This window comes from Micromonospora sp. NPDC050417, assembly GCF_044458865.1.
Taxonomy (GTDB): Bacteria; Actinomycetota; Actinomycetes; order Mycobacteriales; family Micromonosporaceae; genus Micromonospora_G.
This window is the reverse complement of the sequence record NZ_JBITIH010000011.1, coordinates 71,617-88,309: the sequence shown is the minus strand read 5'-3', so window position 1 is coordinate 88,309 and position 16,693 is coordinate 71,617. Positions and strand designations below refer to the sequence as shown.

General features: G+C 71.2%; 17 protein-coding genes. 9 read left to right on the top strand and 8 right to left on the bottom strand.

Translation table 11 applies throughout. The annotated features are described in order from the left end of the window. Positions 1 to 117 precede the first annotated feature (117 nt). The gene (locus ACIBF5_RS16270) at positions 118 to 804 is read right to left on the bottom strand and encodes an IclR family transcriptional regulator (protein WP_326560479.1); all 687 of its coding nucleotides are present in this window, start codon (positions 802 to 804) and stop codon (positions 118 to 120) included. Positions 805 to 853: 49 nt separating this feature from the next. Between ACIBF5_RS16270 and leuC the strand changes: the two genes are divergently transcribed. The 3 genes from leuC (at position 854) to ACIBF5_RS16255 (ending at position 3,752) form a co-directional block, all read left to right on the top strand. Further along, positions 854 to 2,308, top strand: a complete 1,455-nt coding sequence (leuC, locus tag ACIBF5_RS16265; protein ID WP_396812265.1) for a 3-isopropylmalate dehydratase large subunit — start codon at positions 854 to 856, stop codon at positions 2,306 to 2,308. A 14-nt stretch (positions 2,309 to 2,322) separates the two neighbouring features. Further along, positions 2,323 to 2,910 (top strand): 3-isopropylmalate dehydratase small subunit, encoded by a 588-nt coding sequence (gene leuD / locus ACIBF5_RS16260; RefSeq protein WP_396812263.1) that lies wholly within the window; start codon positions 2,323 to 2,325, stop codon positions 2,908 to 2,910. A gap of 218 nt (positions 2,911 to 3,128) precedes the next feature. Next, a complete protein-coding gene (locus ACIBF5_RS16255; RefSeq protein ID WP_396812262.1) occupies positions 3,129 to 3,752 on the top strand; it encodes an HU family DNA-binding protein in 624 nt (207 codons plus the stop codon). Positions 3,753 to 4,418: 666 nt separating this feature from the next. Here ACIBF5_RS16255 and ACIBF5_RS16250 read toward each other — a convergent pair. The 5 genes from ACIBF5_RS16250 to cofC all read right to left on the bottom strand — a co-directional run bounded on the left by ACIBF5_RS16250 (position 4,419) and on the right by cofC (position 10,310). Next, the gene (locus ACIBF5_RS16250) at positions 4,419 to 5,288 is read right to left on the bottom strand and encodes an NUDIX domain-containing protein (RefSeq protein WP_396812260.1); all 870 of its coding nucleotides are present in this window, start codon (positions 5,286 to 5,288) and stop codon (positions 4,419 to 4,421) included. Next, a complete protein-coding gene (locus ACIBF5_RS16245) occupies positions 5,285 to 6,811 on the bottom strand; it encodes a CHAD domain-containing protein (protein WP_396812259.1) in 1,527 nt (508 codons plus the stop codon). Before ACIBF5_RS16245 ends, ACIBF5_RS16250 begins: the two co-directional genes overlap by 4 nt. Before the next feature lie 34 nt (positions 6,812 to 6,845). After that, positions 6,846 to 9,278 carry an RNA degradosome polyphosphate kinase gene (locus tag ACIBF5_RS16240; RefSeq protein ID WP_396812257.1) on the bottom strand — a complete coding sequence of 811 codons (2,433 nt, stop codon included), beginning with the start codon at positions 9,276 to 9,278 and terminating at the stop codon, positions 6,846 to 6,848. A 113-nt stretch (positions 9,279 to 9,391) separates the two neighbouring features. After that, positions 9,392 to 9,589 carry a cold-shock protein gene (locus ACIBF5_RS16235; RefSeq protein ID WP_396812255.1) on the bottom strand — a complete coding sequence of 66 codons (198 nt, stop codon included), beginning with the start codon at positions 9,587 to 9,589 and terminating at the stop codon, positions 9,392 to 9,394. Positions 9,590 to 9,650: 61 nt separating this feature from the next. Next, positions 9,651 to 10,310, bottom strand: coding sequence for a 2-phospho-L-lactate guanylyltransferase (gene cofC / locus ACIBF5_RS16230; RefSeq protein WP_396812253.1), 660 nt, complete (start codon positions 10,308 to 10,310; stop codon positions 9,651 to 9,653). A 144-nt stretch (positions 10,311 to 10,454) separates the two neighbouring features. Between cofC and ACIBF5_RS16225 the strand changes: the two genes are divergently transcribed. Genes ACIBF5_RS16225 through ACIBF5_RS16215 form a run of 3 tightly spaced genes read left to right on the top strand, consistent with a single transcriptional unit; the run spans position 10,455 to position 13,424 of the window. After that, positions 10,455 to 11,225, top strand: coding sequence for a lysophospholipid acyltransferase family protein (locus ACIBF5_RS16225; protein ID WP_396812251.1), 771 nt, complete (start codon positions 10,455 to 10,457; stop codon positions 11,223 to 11,225). Then, the gene (locus ACIBF5_RS16220; protein WP_396812249.1) at positions 11,222 to 12,220 is read left to right on the top strand and encodes an NAD(P)H-dependent glycerol-3-phosphate dehydrogenase; all 999 of its coding nucleotides are present in this window, start codon (positions 11,222 to 11,224) and stop codon (positions 12,218 to 12,220) included. Before ACIBF5_RS16225 ends, ACIBF5_RS16220 begins: the two co-directional genes overlap by 4 nt. Positions 12,221 to 12,254: 34 nt before the next feature. Beyond that, positions 12,255 to 13,424, top strand: a complete 1,170-nt coding sequence (locus ACIBF5_RS16215; RefSeq protein ID WP_396812247.1) for a cystathionine gamma-lyase — start codon at positions 12,255 to 12,257, stop codon at positions 13,422 to 13,424. A gap of 164 nt (positions 13,425 to 13,588) precedes the next feature. Here the strand turns inward: ACIBF5_RS16215 and ACIBF5_RS16210 are convergent, their stop codons facing one another. Next, entirely contained in the window at positions 13,589 to 13,810 is a 222-nt protein-coding gene (locus ACIBF5_RS16210) for a DUF397 domain-containing protein (RefSeq protein ID WP_396812245.1), read from the bottom strand. Positions 13,811 to 13,814: 4 nt separating this feature from the next. Further along, the gene (locus ACIBF5_RS16205; RefSeq protein WP_396812244.1) at positions 13,815 to 14,660 is read right to left on the bottom strand and encodes a helix-turn-helix domain-containing protein; all 846 of its coding nucleotides are present in this window, start codon (positions 14,658 to 14,660) and stop codon (positions 13,815 to 13,817) included. 282 nt (positions 14,661 to 14,942) lie between these two features. Here ACIBF5_RS16205 and ACIBF5_RS16200 point away from each other — a divergent pair, with 282 nt between their 5' ends. The 3 genes from ACIBF5_RS16200 (at position 14,943) to ACIBF5_RS16190 (ending at position 16,646) form a co-directional block, all read left to right on the top strand. Continuing rightward, the gene (locus tag ACIBF5_RS16200) at positions 14,943 to 15,065 is read left to right on the top strand and encodes a hypothetical protein (RefSeq protein ID WP_281278644.1); all 123 of its coding nucleotides are present in this window, start codon (positions 14,943 to 14,945) and stop codon (positions 15,063 to 15,065) included. A 54-nt stretch (positions 15,066 to 15,119) separates the two neighbouring features. Further along, the gene (locus ACIBF5_RS16195) at positions 15,120 to 15,341 is read left to right on the top strand and encodes a hypothetical protein (protein ID WP_121162559.1); all 222 of its coding nucleotides are present in this window, start codon (positions 15,120 to 15,122) and stop codon (positions 15,339 to 15,341) included. Positions 15,342 to 15,545: 204 nt separating this feature from the next. After that, positions 15,546 to 16,646: a D-alanine--D-alanine ligase family protein gene (locus tag ACIBF5_RS16190; RefSeq protein ID WP_396812241.1), complete on the top strand. Its 1,101-nt coding sequence runs from the start codon at positions 15,546 to 15,548 to the stop codon at positions 16,644 to 16,646. Positions 16,647 to 16,693 lie beyond the last annotated feature (47 nt).

Genomic DNA, 16,693 nt, shown 5'->3' with positions numbered 1-16,693 from the left:
GCCCCCCCCCCCCCCCGGGGGGGGGCCGGACCCCCCCGGAGTGGGGTGGTGGGGGTGGCCCCGCCCGCCACAACCACTCCTTCGTCTGGACGGTGGCGGGCTGCGTCGTGCGACGGGTCAGAGACCGCTGAGGCGTTGGCCGGCGCGGACCACGGCCATCGCGTGCCGGTCACCGGGGCGGCGACCGAGGCGCTCGATCGGGCCGGAGATGCTGACCGAGGCGATCACCCGGCCGGTCCGGTCCCGGATCGGCGCGGAGACGCTCGCCACACCGACCTCCCGTTCCGCGACGCTCTGCGCCCAGCCCCGGCGGCGTACCTCGGCGAGGGTGCGGCCGGTGAACTTGCACCGGGGGAGCAGTGGCATCACCGCCTCCGGAGGCTCCCAGGCGAGCAGCACCTGGGCCGCCGAGCCGGCGGTCATCGGCAGCACCGCGCCGATCGGTACGGTGTCGCGCAGCCCGCTCGCGCGTTCGGCCGCGGCCACGCAGATCCGCTCGTCGGCACGGCGCAGGTAGAGCTGGGCGCTCTCCCCGGTGGCGTCGCGCAGCGCGGCGAGCAGTGGCTCGGCGGCGGTCAGCAGGACGTCCGGTGCGGCGTTGGCGAGCTCACCCAGACGCGGACCGGGACGCCAGCGCCCCTGGGTGTCCCGTACCAGCATGCGATGGATCTCCAGGGCCTGTGCCAGCCGATGTGCGGTGGCTCGAGGCAGCTTGGTGCGATCGACGAGTTCGGCCAGGCTGGCGCCGTCCACGCAGGCGGCCAGGATGACCACCGCCTTGTCGAGAACGCCGACACCGCTCATACTGTGTCCCACAAGCCGAAACATACCTCCCAGAATTTAGGATGTCCAGATGGTGGGAGTCACGCCAACACCGTCCTCGCCCAGGACCCTGGCCGAGAAGGTCTGGGACGCTCACGTGGTGCGATCCGCCGAAGGCGAACCTGATCTGCTCTTCATCGACCTGCACCTGCTGCACGAGGTGACGAGCCCCCAGGCCTTCGACGGGCTGCGGATGGCCGGACGCCGGGTCCGGCGTACCGACCTCACGCTCGCGACCGAAGACCACAACACCCCGACCGGGTACGCCGACCCGGCGTTCCGGTCCCGTCGAGGTGACCTGCTCACCATCGACGACCCGACGTCACGTACGCAGATCGAGACCCTGCGCCGCAACTGCGCCGAGTTCGGCGTCAAGCTGCACCCGCTCGGCGACGAGAACCAGGGCATCGTGCACGTGATCGGACCACAGCTCGGACTCACCCAGCCCGGTCTGACCATCGTCTGCGGCGACTCGCACACCGCCACCCACGGCGCTTTCGGTGCGCTCGCCTTCGGCATCGGCACCAGCGAGGTCGAACACGTACTCGCGACCCAGACGCTGCCGCAGGCGCGGCCGAAGACGATGGCGGTCACCGTGACCGGCCAACTCGGCCCCGGCGTCACCGCCAAGGACCTGGTGCTGGCCCTGATCACCCAGGTCGGCACCGGCGGCGGGCGTGGACACGTCGTCGAGTACCGGGGTGAGGCGATCCGGGCGCTCTCCATGGAGGGCCGGATGACCATCGCCAACATGTCGATCGAGTGGGGCGCCAAGGCCGGCATGATCGCGCCGGACGAGACGACCTTCGCCTACCTCAAGGGGCGGCCCAACGCTCCGCAGGGAGCCGACTGGGACGCCGCGGAGGCGTACTGGCGCACGCTCCCCACCGACGAGGGCGCGACCTTCGACACCGAGGTCATCCTCGACGCGAGCCAGATCACCCCGTTCGTGACCTGGGGGACCAACCCCGGCCAGGGCGCGGGGCTCGGCGCGACCGTCCCGGCCCCGGAGGACTTCGTCACCGAGGCCGAGCAGAACGCCGCCCGGCGTGCGCTGGAGTACATGGACCTGCGCCCCGGTACGCCGCTGCGTGAGGTCCCGGTCGACGTGGTCTTCGTCGGCTCCTGCACCAACGGCCGGCTGGAGGACCTCCGGGCCGCCGCCGACGTGCTGCGCGGGCACACCGTCGCCGACGGCGTACGGATGCTCGTCGTACCCGGTTCGGCCGCCGTACGCGAGGCCGCCGAGCAGGAGGGCCTGGACAAGGTCTTCACCGACGCGGGGGCCGAGTGGCGCTTCGCCGGCTGCTCCATGTGCCTGGGGATGAACCCCGACACGCTCAAGCCGGGACAGCGTTCCGCCTCCACCTCCAACCGTAACTTCGAGGGGCGGCAGGGCCGTGGCGGGCGCACCCATCTGGTCTCGCCACCGGTCGCCGCCGCCACCGCCGTGGTGGGTCGGCTGGCCGCCCCGGCCGATCTGTAGAAGGGCTCGCAGACATGGAAAAGTTCACCGTGCACAGCGGTACCGCGGTCCCGTTGCGTCGTTCCAATGTGGATACCGATCAGATCATTCCGGCCGTGTATCTCAAGCGGGTAACCAGATCTGGCTTCGAAGACGGACTCTTCAGCGCCTGGCGCGAAGATCCATCATTCGTGCTCAACGATTCCAGTTATTCGGGTGCGTCGATACTATTGGCCGGGCCGGAGTTCGGCACCGGGTCATCGCGTGAGCACGCCGTGTGGGCGCTGCGCGACTGGGGATTCCGGGTGGTGATCGCTCCCCGCTTCGGTGACATCTTCCGCGGCAACTCACTCAAGGAAGGGCTTCTGCCAGTCGAGCTTGAATTGAAGGCCGTCGAAGAATTGTGGGAGCGGGTCGAGGCCGACCCGACCACCCGCATCGACGTCGACCTCGCCGCCCGGGAGGTCCGGGCAGGGGAGTCCACCTGGTCGTTCCCGCTCGACGACTTCAGTCGCTGGCGGCTCATGGAGGGCTTGGATGACATAGGACTGACCCTCCGCCACGAGACCAACATCACCGAGTACGAGCAGAACCGGCTTCCCTTCCTGCCGGTGGTGGCATAGCCCACACAGCCCCTCCCGAGGCGCCTTTTCGCCCCCACCGGAGTTACGGATTCCTTGCTGCCCTACGCCTTCCGGGCAGCACGGAGCCGCCGGTGGGGGCGAATCCGTTGCGACACAATGGCTTTTTTCCCGCAGATGTTTGTGTCCCGGTGGCACAGGGCATACCGTGCGCGCAGAATGGCTCGCGTTGAGTCCAGTTGCACATACGGGAGGAAGTCGTGAACAAGGCCGAGCTCATCGAGGCGCTCGCCGCTCGCCTGGGGGACCGGAAGACGGCGACGGCGGCGCTCGACGCGGTCCTCGCCGAGGTTCAGGGGGCGGTCGCCAAGGGGGAAAAGGTGGCGATCACCGGTTTCGGAGTGTTCGAAAAGCGTGTCCGGGGGGCGCGAACAGCGCGGAACCCCCGAACAGGCGAGTCGGTGAAGGTGAAGAAGACATCCGTTCCGGCCTTCCGGCCGGGCGCTGGCTTCAAGGACATGGTGTCGAGCGGCCGGGTGCCGAAGACGACCACCGCCGCCGCGGCGAAGAAGACCACGGCGACGGCGACGGCGACCAAGTCCACCGCCACGGCCACGAAGACGGCCGCCACCAAGAAGGCGACGGCCACGAAGACGGCCGCTACCAAGAAGGCGACGGCCGCCAAGAAGGCCGCCCCCGCCAAGAGCACCGCCACCAAGGCGGCGGCGAAGAAGACCGCGCCGGCGAAGAAGACCGCCGGGGCCAAGAAGACCGCCGCAGCCAAGAAGACCACGGCGGCGAAGAGCACTTCCACCCGCGCCACAGCGGCGAAGAAGGCTCCGGCGAAGAAAGCTCCGGCCAAGAAGGCCGCCGCTCGACGCTGAGCGGATCGCGGTTGCGAGACGCCCACCGGTGCGACCGGTGGGCGTCTTCGTGTCCGTGCAGGCGTGTCGTGGCAAGCCACGCCGGTCGAGCGCGACCCGGGAAACGTTGACCGGCCGGCGGAACCGCCCGGACGATGGCCACGCGCTGTCCGCGCCAGGGCGATGTCTGGCCGGGCTCTATCCGGTTCGGTCTCGACGGCTGGCTCGACCTGCCCGCCCTCACCCGGACATCGCCGGGCAGCGCCCGGCGTGATGGTGCTGCGCGCGGTCGACCGGGCCCGACTGCGCGACGGGGCACGACATCCGTACCCTGCTCGCCGCGCGACTCGACAAGGGCGACCACCTCGCCCCGGTGGCCGCCCGCCCGGTCCGGCGACCACCTCGCCCCGGCGACCACCTCGCCCCGGTCCGGCCGCCGGGTCCGGCCGCCCGGTTCGGCCGTCACCTGACGGCGACCCGGTCGGGCAGGTCGTACGGGGTGGCCCGCTACGCCGCTGAGCTGGCCGCTGGCCGGCTATTGGTGCTGGCAGGGGATCTGTACACCCAGCCGGGCGGAGCTGGCGTTCCAGGCCCTGCTGGAGCGGTGACTGAGCGACGCACTCGCCCCGGCTGGGGCGTTAGGAAGGGCCCCTTCCTCTACCAAATGCGATAACAGGGGGCCCTTCCTTACAGGCGGGTGGCGCTGGCCAGGTGCTCGGCGGTGAAGGCGAGCAGCCAGCCCTCGCCCTTGGGGGTGCGGTAGTCGTCGCGGATGCCGGTGAGGTGCTCCAGTGCGCCCGGGATCACCTTTCCCTGGCCGCAGATCACGGCCGTACGTCCGGTGGCGGCCAGTTCGGCCATCCGGGCCGCTCCGGCGAGCGCGCACTCGGCCACGTCCTGCCCCGGTTTCGGCTCGTCGAAATGGGAGTCGACCTCGATCGGCAGGTCGAAGAGGGCAGCCAGCGGTTCCAGTGTCTGCACACAGCGCCGCGCCGACGCCGACCGGAGCCCGTCCGGGCGTAGCACGGCGGCCAGTGTCGCCACCTGCCGCGCCTGGACCAGCCCCGCCGGATCCAGCGGCCGGGCCGTGTCCGGCCCCGACCAGGTGGCCCGGTTGCCGGCCCGCGCGTGCCGGAATACGGCCAGCACCGAGGTCACCGGTGGCAGGTCGGCGAACTCGCGCAGCACCCATACGTCGTGTGGGTACGTCACCAGCCCGATCGCCCCCTCCACCGGCAACCAGCGGATGTCGTCCACCTCGGTCTCCGGCTCGAACCCGCCCACGTCGACCGCCCGCATCGCCCAGTAGTCGACCACCTTCGGCCGGCCGTCGCTGACATAGCGGACGCTGCGTAGCCGGGCCTGCGGCACCGCCCGTACGTCCGCCTCCTCGGCGATCTCACGTACGGCGGCGACCAGCGGATGCTCGTCCGGCTCCAACTTGCCCTTCGGCAACGACCAGTCGTCGTAGCGGGGCCGGTGCACCAGACAGACCTCGACGCCCCGGTCGGACGGGCGCCAGACCACGCCGCCCGCCGCCCGGATCTCGCTCGTCACAGCCAACTCGTCCGGCTTCCCTTGGTGGTCCTGCGCCAGGCGGCGGGGAAGGCCGCCCGGACCGCGCGGATGCTGGCTCGTTCCCGTTCTGCCAACCGTCCGGCGTTCACCGCGAGCGCGTGGTCGGTCGGGTCGGCCGCCGCCACCTCAAGCCAGGTTTCGGCGGCCACGGCGGCGTCCTGGTGCTCGCCGAGCAGTTCCTGCACCCGGGAGAGGGACTTGGCGAGCTTGCGGGCGTCGCCACCGAGCACCGGGGCGACCGCGTCGACCGCGTACCGGGCCTTCTTGCCGTTGATTCGTACCGCGTGCCACCGGTGGTCCGGGGCGAGCGGGTCGAGGTCGGCGGCGGCGTCGGCACCCTTGCCGCCCCGGGCCAGCCGGTGCCACGGTTTCGCGACCAGCCGGGGAAGCACCTTCGTCGCCGGACCCTGCGCCGCGTCGGTCAGCCGTGGCGCACGCGCCGCCTGGACCAGCGCCTCGACCAGGGCGGTGTACCGGTCCGAGGTGAGCGCCTCGTCGACCGAGGCCAGGGCCTGGTCGTGCCGTCGGACGAGCACCGCGTCGATCCGGTCCACCGCGTCGGAGTCGAGCGGGCTGAGCGGGTCCGCGGCGGCCGTCACGTGCAGTCGATCCCGCAGCACCTCCGCGTCCCGGGCGGCACCGAGCACGTCGGCGAGCCACTTCAACTCGTCGCGCAGCGGGCCGACCCACTCCGGTCGCAGCAGCGACCGGAAGGTCCGCAGGTCGCTGCGGAGCCGCCGGCAACCGACCCGCATCTGGTGTACGGCGGTGTCGTCGTCACCGACCGGCGCACGCAACCGGACGAGCGGGTCGTGTGCCAGCACCCGGCCGACGCCACGGCGGATCGCGTTCGTCACCACGTCGGCGGCGCTCGGTTTGCCGGAGAGCTTGTCCGGCGCGACCAGATCCGGTGCTCCCGCCGCCGCCTTGCCCAGGGCACGTACGTGTTTGGGGGTGAAGTCACCCGTGACCGCGCCCGCGTCGCGCAGCACCGACTCCACCCGGTCGAGCAGTTCCCGGTCGCCGCCCTTGCGCTCGACCTCGACCTCGCGGAACCGGGACCGTACCCGCTCCCCGTCCAGCACCGAGACGGCGTCGTCGGCGATTTCGGCGAGCACACGGTCCGAGGCGTCGCGCAGCTCGTACGCGTGCCGCACGGTCCGGACCACGGCGGCCGGCGCCAGTGGCGCGGACCGGGAGTACGCCGTGACCAGCCTGATCAGCTCCGCCGGGGTGTCCCGGCGCTTACCCACCCGGGAGATCTCGTGTCGGGTGCCCGGCACGTCGGCCGGGAGCTTGACCGTCCACGGCAGCGGATCACCCTTGCGGTGCCGCAGCGAGACACCGGCGCGGGCCAGCCGCAGATCGGCGGTGTCGAGGTAGGTGGCGGTGAGGGTGACCGGGGGCAGTCGCACCACCCGGCCGCCGGGTGGCACGCTGCCAGTCAGGTCCGGCAGCGTGAAATCCTTGTCGACCTCGTACTTGCGCTCCTCCTCCAGCATCCGGCAAGCCTATCCACGTCGGTTGCCGCCGCGCCTATTTCGCGGTTCGTGCCACCCGACGCAGCATCGCGTCCTGGAAGTCGACCAGGGGGTGTTCGGCTGTGCCGGCCCGGCGGCTCCAGGTGCCGTCCGGGTGCAGTTCGAACGAGGCGACCTCGTCGCTCATCGCGGTGCTCAGCACCTGGTCCAGTTCAGCCCGCGCGACCGGGTCGGTGACCTGCACCAGCGCCTCGACCCGGCGGTCGAGGTTGCGGTGCATCAGGTCGGCCGAGCCGATCCAGAACTCGGCCGAGCCGGCCCCGTTCGCGATCGGACGCCCACCGGCCGCGGCGCCGACGGCGAGCTGTCCGCCGCCGTTGCCGAAGCGGAAGACCCGGGAGTGTTCGAGGAACCGGCCGAGGATCGAGCGGACCCGGATGTTGTCCGAGAGACCGGGTACGCCCGGACGCAGTGTGCACATGCCCCGGATCATCAGGTCGACGTGCACCCCGGCCCGGGAGGCGCGGTAGAGCGCGTCCACGATCTCCTCGTCGACCAACGAGTTGACCTTGATCTGGACCAGGCTCGGTACGCCGAGCGCGGCGTGCGCGATCTCCCGGTCGATCCGCTCGATGATGCCGCTGCGTACGCCCTCCGGGGCGACCAGCAGTCGCCGGAACCGGGTCTGCCGGCTGTAGCCGGTCAGCACGTTGAACAGGTCGGTCAGGTCCGCGCCGACCTCGGGGTCGGCGGTGAGCATGCCGAAGTCCTCGTAGAGCCGGGCGGTCTTGGGGTGGTAGTTGCCGGTGCCGATGTGGCAGTAGCGGCGGATCTGGTTCCCCTCCTGACGTACCACCAGCGCGGTCTTGCAGTGCGTCTTCAGCCCGACCAGGCCGTACACCACGTGGCAGCCGGCCCGCTCCAGCACCCGGGCCCAACCGATGTTCGCCACCTCGTCGAACCGGGCCTTCACCTCGACCAGCACCACCACCTGCTTGCCGGCGGCGGCGGCCTCGATCAGCGCGTCCACGATCGGGGAGTCGCCGCTGGTCCGGTAGAGGGTCTGCTTGATGGCGAGGACGTTCGGGTCGGCCGCGGCCTGCTCGATGAAGCGCTGCACGCTGGTCGCGAACGAGTGGTACGGGTGATGCACCAGGATGTCCCCGTCGCGCAGGGTGGCGAAGACGCTCCGGGGCACCTCGCCCTCGACCAGTCGGGGGTGGGTGGCCGGCACGAACGGCCGTTCCTTGAGGTCGGGCCGGTCGCACTCGTTGTAGATCTGCCAGAGCGAGGAGAGGTCCAGCAGCCCCGGCACCCGCAACACGTCCTGGTCGTCCATGTCGAGTTCCCGGACGAGCAGGTCGAGGACGTGGTCGGAGATGGACGAGGCGACCTCCAGGCGTACCGGGGGGCCGAAGCGGCGCCGGGCAAGTTCGCGTTCCAACGCCTGCAACAGGTCCTCGTCGCGGTCCTCGTCGACCTCGACCTCGGCGTTGCGGGTGATCCGGAACAGGTGGCACTCGGCCACGGTCATGCCGGGGAAGAGCTGGTTCAGGTGTGCCGCGATCAGGTCTTCCAGCGGCAGGAAGCGCATCCCGGGGATGTCTCGTTCGACCCGTACGAACCGGGGCACGTTGTTCGGCACCTTCACCCGGGCGAAGAGTTCCGGTCCGCCGTCCGGGTCGCGTACCGCCACGGCCAGGTTCAGCGACCGGCTGGAGATGTACGGGAACGGGTGGGCGGGGTCGACCGCGAGCGGGGTGAGGACCGGGAAGATGTGCTCCCGGAAGTAGGTGCGCAGCCGTTCCCGTTCCTGGGCGGGCAGGTCGGCCCAGCGGATCAGGTGGATGTCGGCGGCGGCCAGCCGGGGCACCACGTCGTCGACGAAGCAGCCGGCATGCCGGGCGACCAGGTCGGCGGTCTTCTCCGAGATCAGGTCCAACTGGGTACGCAGCGGCAGCCGGTCCCCGCCGCGTACGGGTAGTCCGGCCTGTAGCCGGCGCTTCAGGCCGGCGATCCGCACCATGTAGAACTCGTCCAGGTTGCTGGCGAAGATGGCCAGGAACTTGGCACGTTCGAGCAGGGGGGTGGACCGGTCCTCGGCGAGGGCGAGGACCCGGGCGTTGAAGTCGAGCCAGGAGAGTTCCCGGTTGAGGAAGCGGTCCTCGGGCAGCGGCTCGGCCGTCGACGGTGGGCCGTCGACCGGCGGTGGTGGCTCCCCGTTGCCGGTGCCGTCGTCGGGACCGCTGCCGGTAGCGGAACCGGTGTCGCTGCCGGTGTCGGAGCGGCGGCCGTTGCCGTTGTCGTGCACGGCGTCGTCGGGGGCGGTGACACCGTCACCCGGCAGCCGGACGAACCGCCCGTTCGACCCACGTTGGGGCGAACCGGGAGGAAGGATCGGGTCGGCGTCCGGCGCCGCCGTACGAGGAGGGCTGCTCTTCGCACGACGGGGCGACTGGGGGCGGGGGTGGGCGGGCGGGGTGCTCACGGCTTCATCATTGCCCGAACCGGATGAACGCAAAATGAACTTGGCGTCTTCTGATCACGAGAAGTCGGACAATGCGAGCGGCGGACGGCGATCCGACCGGATCATGGGATTGGTCACACCAGACCGGGCAGGGTGATCCGAGTTACCTCGCCGGACTCGCCGTGATCGATGCGTACCCGCTGGCCGAGCCGGAGCAGGCGCAGCCCCGACGCGTCGAACGCCACCGCCGGAAAGGCGAGTTCGGTGCCGTCGTCGAGGAGGAGAGTGCCGGACCGCGTCTGCGGGTCGTACGTCGCCACCGTGCCCTGCATGCCCAGCACCGTACACCGGGCGCGGCGCGGGCGAACCCGCAAGTGCGCGTACGGGCGACGCTCAGGCGGCGTCCGGGTCGGCGGCGACCAGCCCGGCGGCGTCCGGGACGAAAAGCTCGGCGGTGTACCGGCCGAGGCCGAGTGCGGCGGCGGCGAGCAGGTCGGCCCGGGTGTCGACGTCCCGGCGCACCGTTGGACCGACCTCGGTCAGGGCGAGCGCCCCGGACGCGGCGTGAGCCGCCGCCGACGACCCGCCGAAGTGCGGGTCCAACGGCACCCCCGCCGGGGCGAGCAGCAGCACGGTGCCGGTGCCCGGGGTGTCCGCGGCGAAGCGGCGTACCCGGGGCGGGCCGGCAGCCGCCGCCCGCAGCGCGGCGGTGAGTTCCGCCGGGCGCAGCGCCGGCAGGTCGGCGGTGAGTGCCACCACGCCGCTGTCGGCCAGCGACGCACCACGGGAGAAGGCCGGGTTCAGGCCGCCGCCCGGCGGGTCCGGCGTGACCCGGGCACCGAGCGCCCGCAGCGCCCGCCCGGCGACTATGTCGTCGGTCACCACCAGCACCTCGCGCACCGGTGGGCTGGCGAGTGCGGCGCTCACCGTGTCGAGCGCCAACGCCAGCGCCAGCGGCTCGTGCGGCACCCCGGGAAGGGCCCCGCGCAGCCGGCTCTTGGCCGCGCTCAGCCGCTTCAGTGGCACCACCACGGTCCACGTCGGTTCGGTCACCGGATAATCCTGCCAGCCGGCGGACGCCGGCCCCTCGCTGGCCGTACCCGGGGCGAGCAGGCATGATTTCGCTGCGGGCCGGGGTGGTGTGGCGGCACCGGGGCGGCTGGTGCCCGAGGGCCCGGGTACAACGAGGAGGGCATAGTGGCACGGCGGAGGCTGGGGTTCTGGCGGCGGTTCGCCATCGCGTTGGTGAAGCCCGCGCTGCGGGTCTGGACCCGGCGGACCTGGACCGGCATGGAGCACGTGCCGACCTCCGGTGGGGTCATCATCGTGCCGAACCACATCTCGCACGCCGACCCGTTGGTGGTCGCGCACTACATCAACGACACCGGACGGTGGCCACAGTTCCTCGGCAAGGCCAGCATCTTCCGCGTACCGGTGGTCGGTTACATCCTGCTCCGGTGCCGGCAGATCCCGGTGGAGCGCGGCACCATCGACGCCGCCCGGTCACTGGAGACCCTGGTCGCGGCGGTCAAGGACGGCGGCGCTGTGGTGATCTACCCGGAGGGCACCACGACCCGGGAGCCCGACCTGTGGCCGATGCGCGGCAAGACCGGCGCGGCGCGGCTCGCCCTCACCACCGGCGCCCCGGTCGTCCCGGTCGCCATCTGGGGTGCGCAGCGGTTGTTCGACCCGCGTAGCGGCAAGCTCAGCCTGCGTCCCCGGATTCCGGTATCGGTCCATGCCGGCCCGCCGGTGGACCTGAGCCGCTGGGCGGGTGCGGCACCGACCAGGACGGTGCTGGACGAGATGACCAACGAGATCATGCTCCGCCTCCGTGACCAGCTCGCCGAGATCCGGGGCGGCACGCCGCCGCCGATCTACTCGCCCAACGGCCACCACGCGGGCGATGCCGTCACCGCGGAACCGGCCGTCGGCGGGACCGACGACCGCCGTGGGGACTCCGCGTGAGCGGCCACGCCGTTGTCCTCGGCGCCGGTTCCTGGGGTACGGCCTTCGCGAAGGTACTCGCCGACGCCGGCCGGGACGTGACCATCTGGGCCCGCCGCGAGTCCGTGGTGAGCGCCATCCGGGAAACCGGTCGCAACACCGAATACCTACCCGAACTGCGGTTGCCGCATCGGGTCACCGCCACCGGCGACGCCTCGGCCGCGATCGCCGGGGCGGACCTGGTGGTGCTCGCCGTACCGTCGCAGACGCTGCGTGGCAACCTGGCCGACTGGGCCGCCTTCATCGACCGGGACGCGACCCTGGTCTCGTTGATGAAGGGGATCGAGTTGGGCACCACCAAGCGGATGAGCCAGGTGATCGTGGAGACGGCCGGGGTGGCCGAGGACCGGGTGGCGGTCGTGTCCGGCCCCAACCTGGCCGCCGAGATCGCCGCCGAGCAACCGGCTGCGACCGTGGTGGCCTGCACCGACATGGACCGGGCGACGGTGGTCCAGGCGTCGGTGTCCACCCCCTACTTCCGGCCCTACACCAACGACGACGTGATCGGGTGTGAACTCGGCGGCGCGGTGAAGAACGTCATCGCACTCGCGTACGGCATGGCGACCGCGATGGGACTCGGTGACAACACCAAGGCCACGCTGATCACCCGAGGGCTGGCCGAGACCGCCCGGCTCGGGGTGGCCCTCGGTGCCGACCCGCTCACCTTCGCCGGGCTCGCCGGCATGGGCGACCTGGTCGCCACCTGCTCGTCCCCGCTGTCGCGCAACCGGACCTTCGGCGAGCACCTGGGACGTGGGGAGACCCTCGAACAGGCGCAGACGGCGACCCGGCAGACCGCCGAGGGGGTCAAGAGCTGCCTGGCGATCCGGGACCTGTCCCGGATGCACGGGGTCGAGATGCCGATCACGGAGCAGGTCGAGCTGGTCTGCCACGAGGGCGCCGACCCGCGACTGGCGATGGCCGCGCTGATGAGCCGCAAACCGAGGCCCGAATGAGCACCGAATCCCCGACCCCGGCTGGAGTGTGGCGATGAACGACGAACGCGATCCCCGGCCCGGCGACGGCTCCGGGGCAGAAGCGGGCTCCTGGGACGGCTACGGCGACGGCACCAGGAGCGTGCACGCCGGGCTGCCGGCGCCCGAGCCGGGCCAGCCGTTCCTGCCCGGCCCGGTCTTCGCCGCGCCGTACCACCTCGACCCGCAGGCGGGTCCGGCGGCGAGCCCGAACGGTTACGGCCGGCCGGACAACCCCACCCGGCGGGCTCTGGAGGCGGCGATCGGCGAACTGGAGGGGGGCGACTGCCTCGCCTTCTCCAGCGGACAGGCGGCGATCAGTGCGCTGCTGCTCGCGGTGCTGCGTCCGGGCGACGGTGTGGTCCTCCCCACCGACGGCTACTTCCCGGTCCGGGCCTTCGCCACCGAGACCCTCGCCCAGTTGGGGGTACGGGTCCAGTTCGCGCCGACGGCCGGGCCGTACCCGTCGTTCGAGGGGGTACGGCTGCTGCTGCTGGAGACGCCGGCCAACCCCGGACTCGACGTCTGCGACGTGGCCGAACTGGCCGAGCGGGCGCACGCCTCGGGGGCGCTCGTCGCGGTCGACAACACCACCGCCACCCCTCTCGGTCAGCGTCCGCTCGATCTCGGCGCCGACCTGGTCGTGGCCTCCGGCACCAAGGCGCTGACCGGCCACTCCGACCTGCTCCTCGGTTACCTGGCGACCCGATCCGCCGAACTGCTCGACCTGCTGCGGTCCTGGCGGGCCACCACGGGTTCGGTGCCGGGCGCGTTCGACGCGTGGCTGGCACACCGGTCACTGGCCACTCTCGACCTGCGGTTGGCCCGGCAGAGCGCCAACGCGGCGGCGGTGGCGGCGGCGTTGAGTCAGCGGGCCGACGTCACCGGTCTGCGGTGGCCGGGGCTGGTGGACGACCCGGCGTACCCGGTGGTGAGCCGGCAGATGCGGCGGGTGCCCGGTGTGCTCTCGTTCGACCTGGGCGACGCCGACCGGGTGACCCGGTTCCTGCGTGCCTCCCGGTTGGTCTTCGCGGCGACGTCCTTCGGTGGCCTGCACACGAGCGCGGACCGGCGGGCGCAGTGGGGCGACGACACCTCGGACGGTTTCGTCCGACTCTCCTGTGGTGTGGAGGACGGCGCCGACCTGGTCGCGGACATCACGGCGGCGCTCGACGCGTCCGCCTGAGCGGACCGGTGACGGGGGACTGGTACGGGCACGGCGGAAGCCCCGATCGGAGTGATCGGGGCTTCCGGGGGTGACGGACCGCTCGCTCGGTCGGGGCGCCGAAGTCTCTACCGGACCGTGTGGGCGCCGGTGTCGCCGATCCGGCGACCCGGGCGGCTGAGGAGCTAGTCGATCACCGGGGCGGTCGGCACGGAACTGGCGAACGCCGACCAGGCGCTCGCGGGGAAGAGCAGCACCGGGCCGGCCGGGTCCTTCGAGTCACGAACCCCGATCGCGTCGGCGGTGACGGCGAACTCCACGCAGGCGCCCTGGTCGCCACTGCGGCTGCTCTTGCGCCAGGTGGCGGTCGCGAAGGCGGCCATCGTGGTGGTGGTTGGAGCGGACATGTGTCTACCGTCCCTTCAGGAGGTTGGAGATCAGCTCGCTGCTCGCCTCCGGGCTCAGCGCCACGGTTCGCAAGTGCTGCATGATCTTCATACAGGTGTCGAGCTCGGGCGCGCTGTCGAAGGAGAGCTGACCGGCGACAGTCTCGACCGAGGCCAGGGGTTGATCTTCCAGGCCGAATTCGAGGATGTGCAGCGATCCCCTGGTGCCCCGGTGGTAGCCGGTGTCCAGCGGGATCACCTGGATGGTCATGTGTGGCATTTCGGCGATCTTGATCAGGTGTTCCAGTTGCTCGCGCCAGGCCGCCTCGCCGCCGACCTTGCGCATCAGGGCCACTTCGTCGATCACCGAGACGACGACCAACGGATCGGGTGTGGCGGTGAGGCGCTTCTGACGGTTGAGCCGGAGCTGCACCCGCTCTTCAATCCCGTCGTCGGTGAGGGTGTGCGGGCCGCCCCGCATGATCGCCCGGATGTAGTCCGGGGTCTGCAACAGGCCCGGCACCAGGGACGGTTCGAACGACTGGATGCCGCTCGCCTCGGACTCCAGCGCGATGAAGTCCATCGTCTTCCGGTCCAACATGTACGAATAGGACACCCACCAGCCGGGCTTCTTGGCCTCCTTGGCCAGTTCGATCGTGGCCTTGAGGTCGTCTCCGTCCACGTTGTAGTGCGTGAGCAGGGCGCGGACGGTGGCCGGGCTGGGCAGGCTCAGCGCGTTCTCGTAACGCGACAGTGTGCTGCGGGTGCTGTTGATTTCCTCGGCCGCCTTTTCGAGGGTTAGTTCGGCCTTCTCCCGGTATGTCCGGAGGGCGATGCCGAGTCGGCGGGCGCGAGCGGTCTTCGGTGCCATGGACCGAGTCTGACACACGTCGGCGAGAAAGTGTGCATGAGAGATCTCCCGTGAGAGTTGCATTCACGCTTTCACGGATGGCAACCTGTCAGGGCGTCCTCGCTGCCGGTGGTCGTGTCGACGGTGGCGGTGAGTGACGGAATGGGGAATGAGGCGCACGGTGGTCGGGGACTCCCCCGTACCCGGCCGCCGTGTGCCCCACCGCCGCGGACCCGGAGGTGTCGGATGACAGCGACCCCCTGTTGGCCTCGTGTTTCACGCTGCCGATGGTGTACACGGCCGGTGCTGCGCGACAACGACGGCGCGTGGATCCACGCCGACCTGGCGTACGTCTGCCGTGACCGTTCGGGCGGACTGGCCGGCACCACGGCGGAACCGGAGGCGGTGGCCCGCCATGCCGGCTGACCTCCGTCGCCTGCCCGTTCGGCCCGCACCACCGGCACCGGCAGGCCGCTGGTGGTGACCCGCTATCTGGTGGTGCTCACCGACGTGCGTCCCCTCACCAACGAGGGGCGCAACGAACGGGTCGAGCCGGAGCGGCGCCGGCAGGTGGTCGGTGCCACCAGCCGCGACGCCGCCGACCGGATCGCCGGCGCGTTCGCCGCGCTCGGCATGGTCCGGGCCGGCCGGCAACGCGTCAAAGTCATCGCCGTTGGTCGGCGATGTCCTGAACCACACTGAATGCCGGAGTCCCGGTGGTCGAGGTCCCCGACCACCGTGGCCCGGCCCGCGCCGCCCCGGGGCACCAGCTGGTGCCCGCCTGGCTGAGAGCCCCGGGGCGGGTCCGCGGGACGATCGTGACCCAGCCGTCGGTCACCCCTGACATTGATCGAATCCTTGACCTATCGGCCCCGCGCGGCGGCCACGCAGAGTAGGGTCACCGGCGTGACGAGCCCACGGAAGACCCGCGTAGCAGTTGTCTTCGGCGGTCGTAGCACGGAGCATGCGATCTCCTGCGTGAGCGCCGGAAGCATTATCAACGCCCTGGATCCGGACGAATACCAGGTGGTCCCGATGGGTATCACCAAAGCCGGTGAGTGGGTGTTGACCACTGGTGACCCAGGGCAACTGGCGATCACGGAAAGTATTCTTCCGGCGATCACCTCGGGTGCCGAGGCGACCGTCGTCCCGCCGTCGGACCCAACCGCCAACGGTCTGGTGGTGCTCGAACCAGCCGAAGGCCCGACCGCACTCTCCGATGTCGACGTGGTCTTCCCCGCCCTGCACGGCGCGTACGGCGAGGACGGCACGATCCAGGGGCTGCTGGAGATGGCCGGCATCCCGTACGTCGGCTCCGGTGTCTTCGCCTCCGCCGCCGCGATGGACAAGGAGTTCACCAAGAAGCTCACCATCGCCGAGGGCATCCCCAACGGCCCGTACGCGGTGCTGCGCAGCGGCATGGACCTCTCCGAGGCGGAGAAGGCGCGACTCGGCCTGCCGGTCTTCGTCAAACCGGCACGCGCCGGATCGTCGTTCGGTGTCACCAAGGTCTCCGACTGGGCCGACCTGGAGGCGGCGATCGTCACCGCCCGGCAGATCGACCCGAAGGTGCTGGTCGAAGCCGCGATCGTCGGTCGCGAGGTCGAGTGCGGGGTGCTTGAGGGCGAGACAGGCGGCGCCCCGGAAGCCTCCGTCGTCGCCGAGGTGCGGGTGGTGGCCGACCACGACTTCTACGACTTCGAGGCGAAGTACGTCGGCGACGCCTGCGAGTACGACATCCCGGCCGCCCTGCCCGAGCGGGTCACCCGGCAGATCCAGGAATACTCCTGCCGTACCTTCACCGCGCTCGACTGCTCCGGACTGGCCCGGGTCGACTTCTTCGTCACGCCCGACCTGGAGGTCTACCTCAACGAAATCAACACGATGCCGGGATTCACCCCGACCTCGATGTTCCCGCAGATGTGGGCCGCCGCCGGGTTGGAGTACCCCAAGGTGGTCGACCGCCTGGTCCGCACCGCGCTGTACCGGGGCACCGGTCTGCGTTAGCCGGGGGCGGCGGTCTGGGTCAGCCGGGGCGGCCAGCGCCAGCCGGG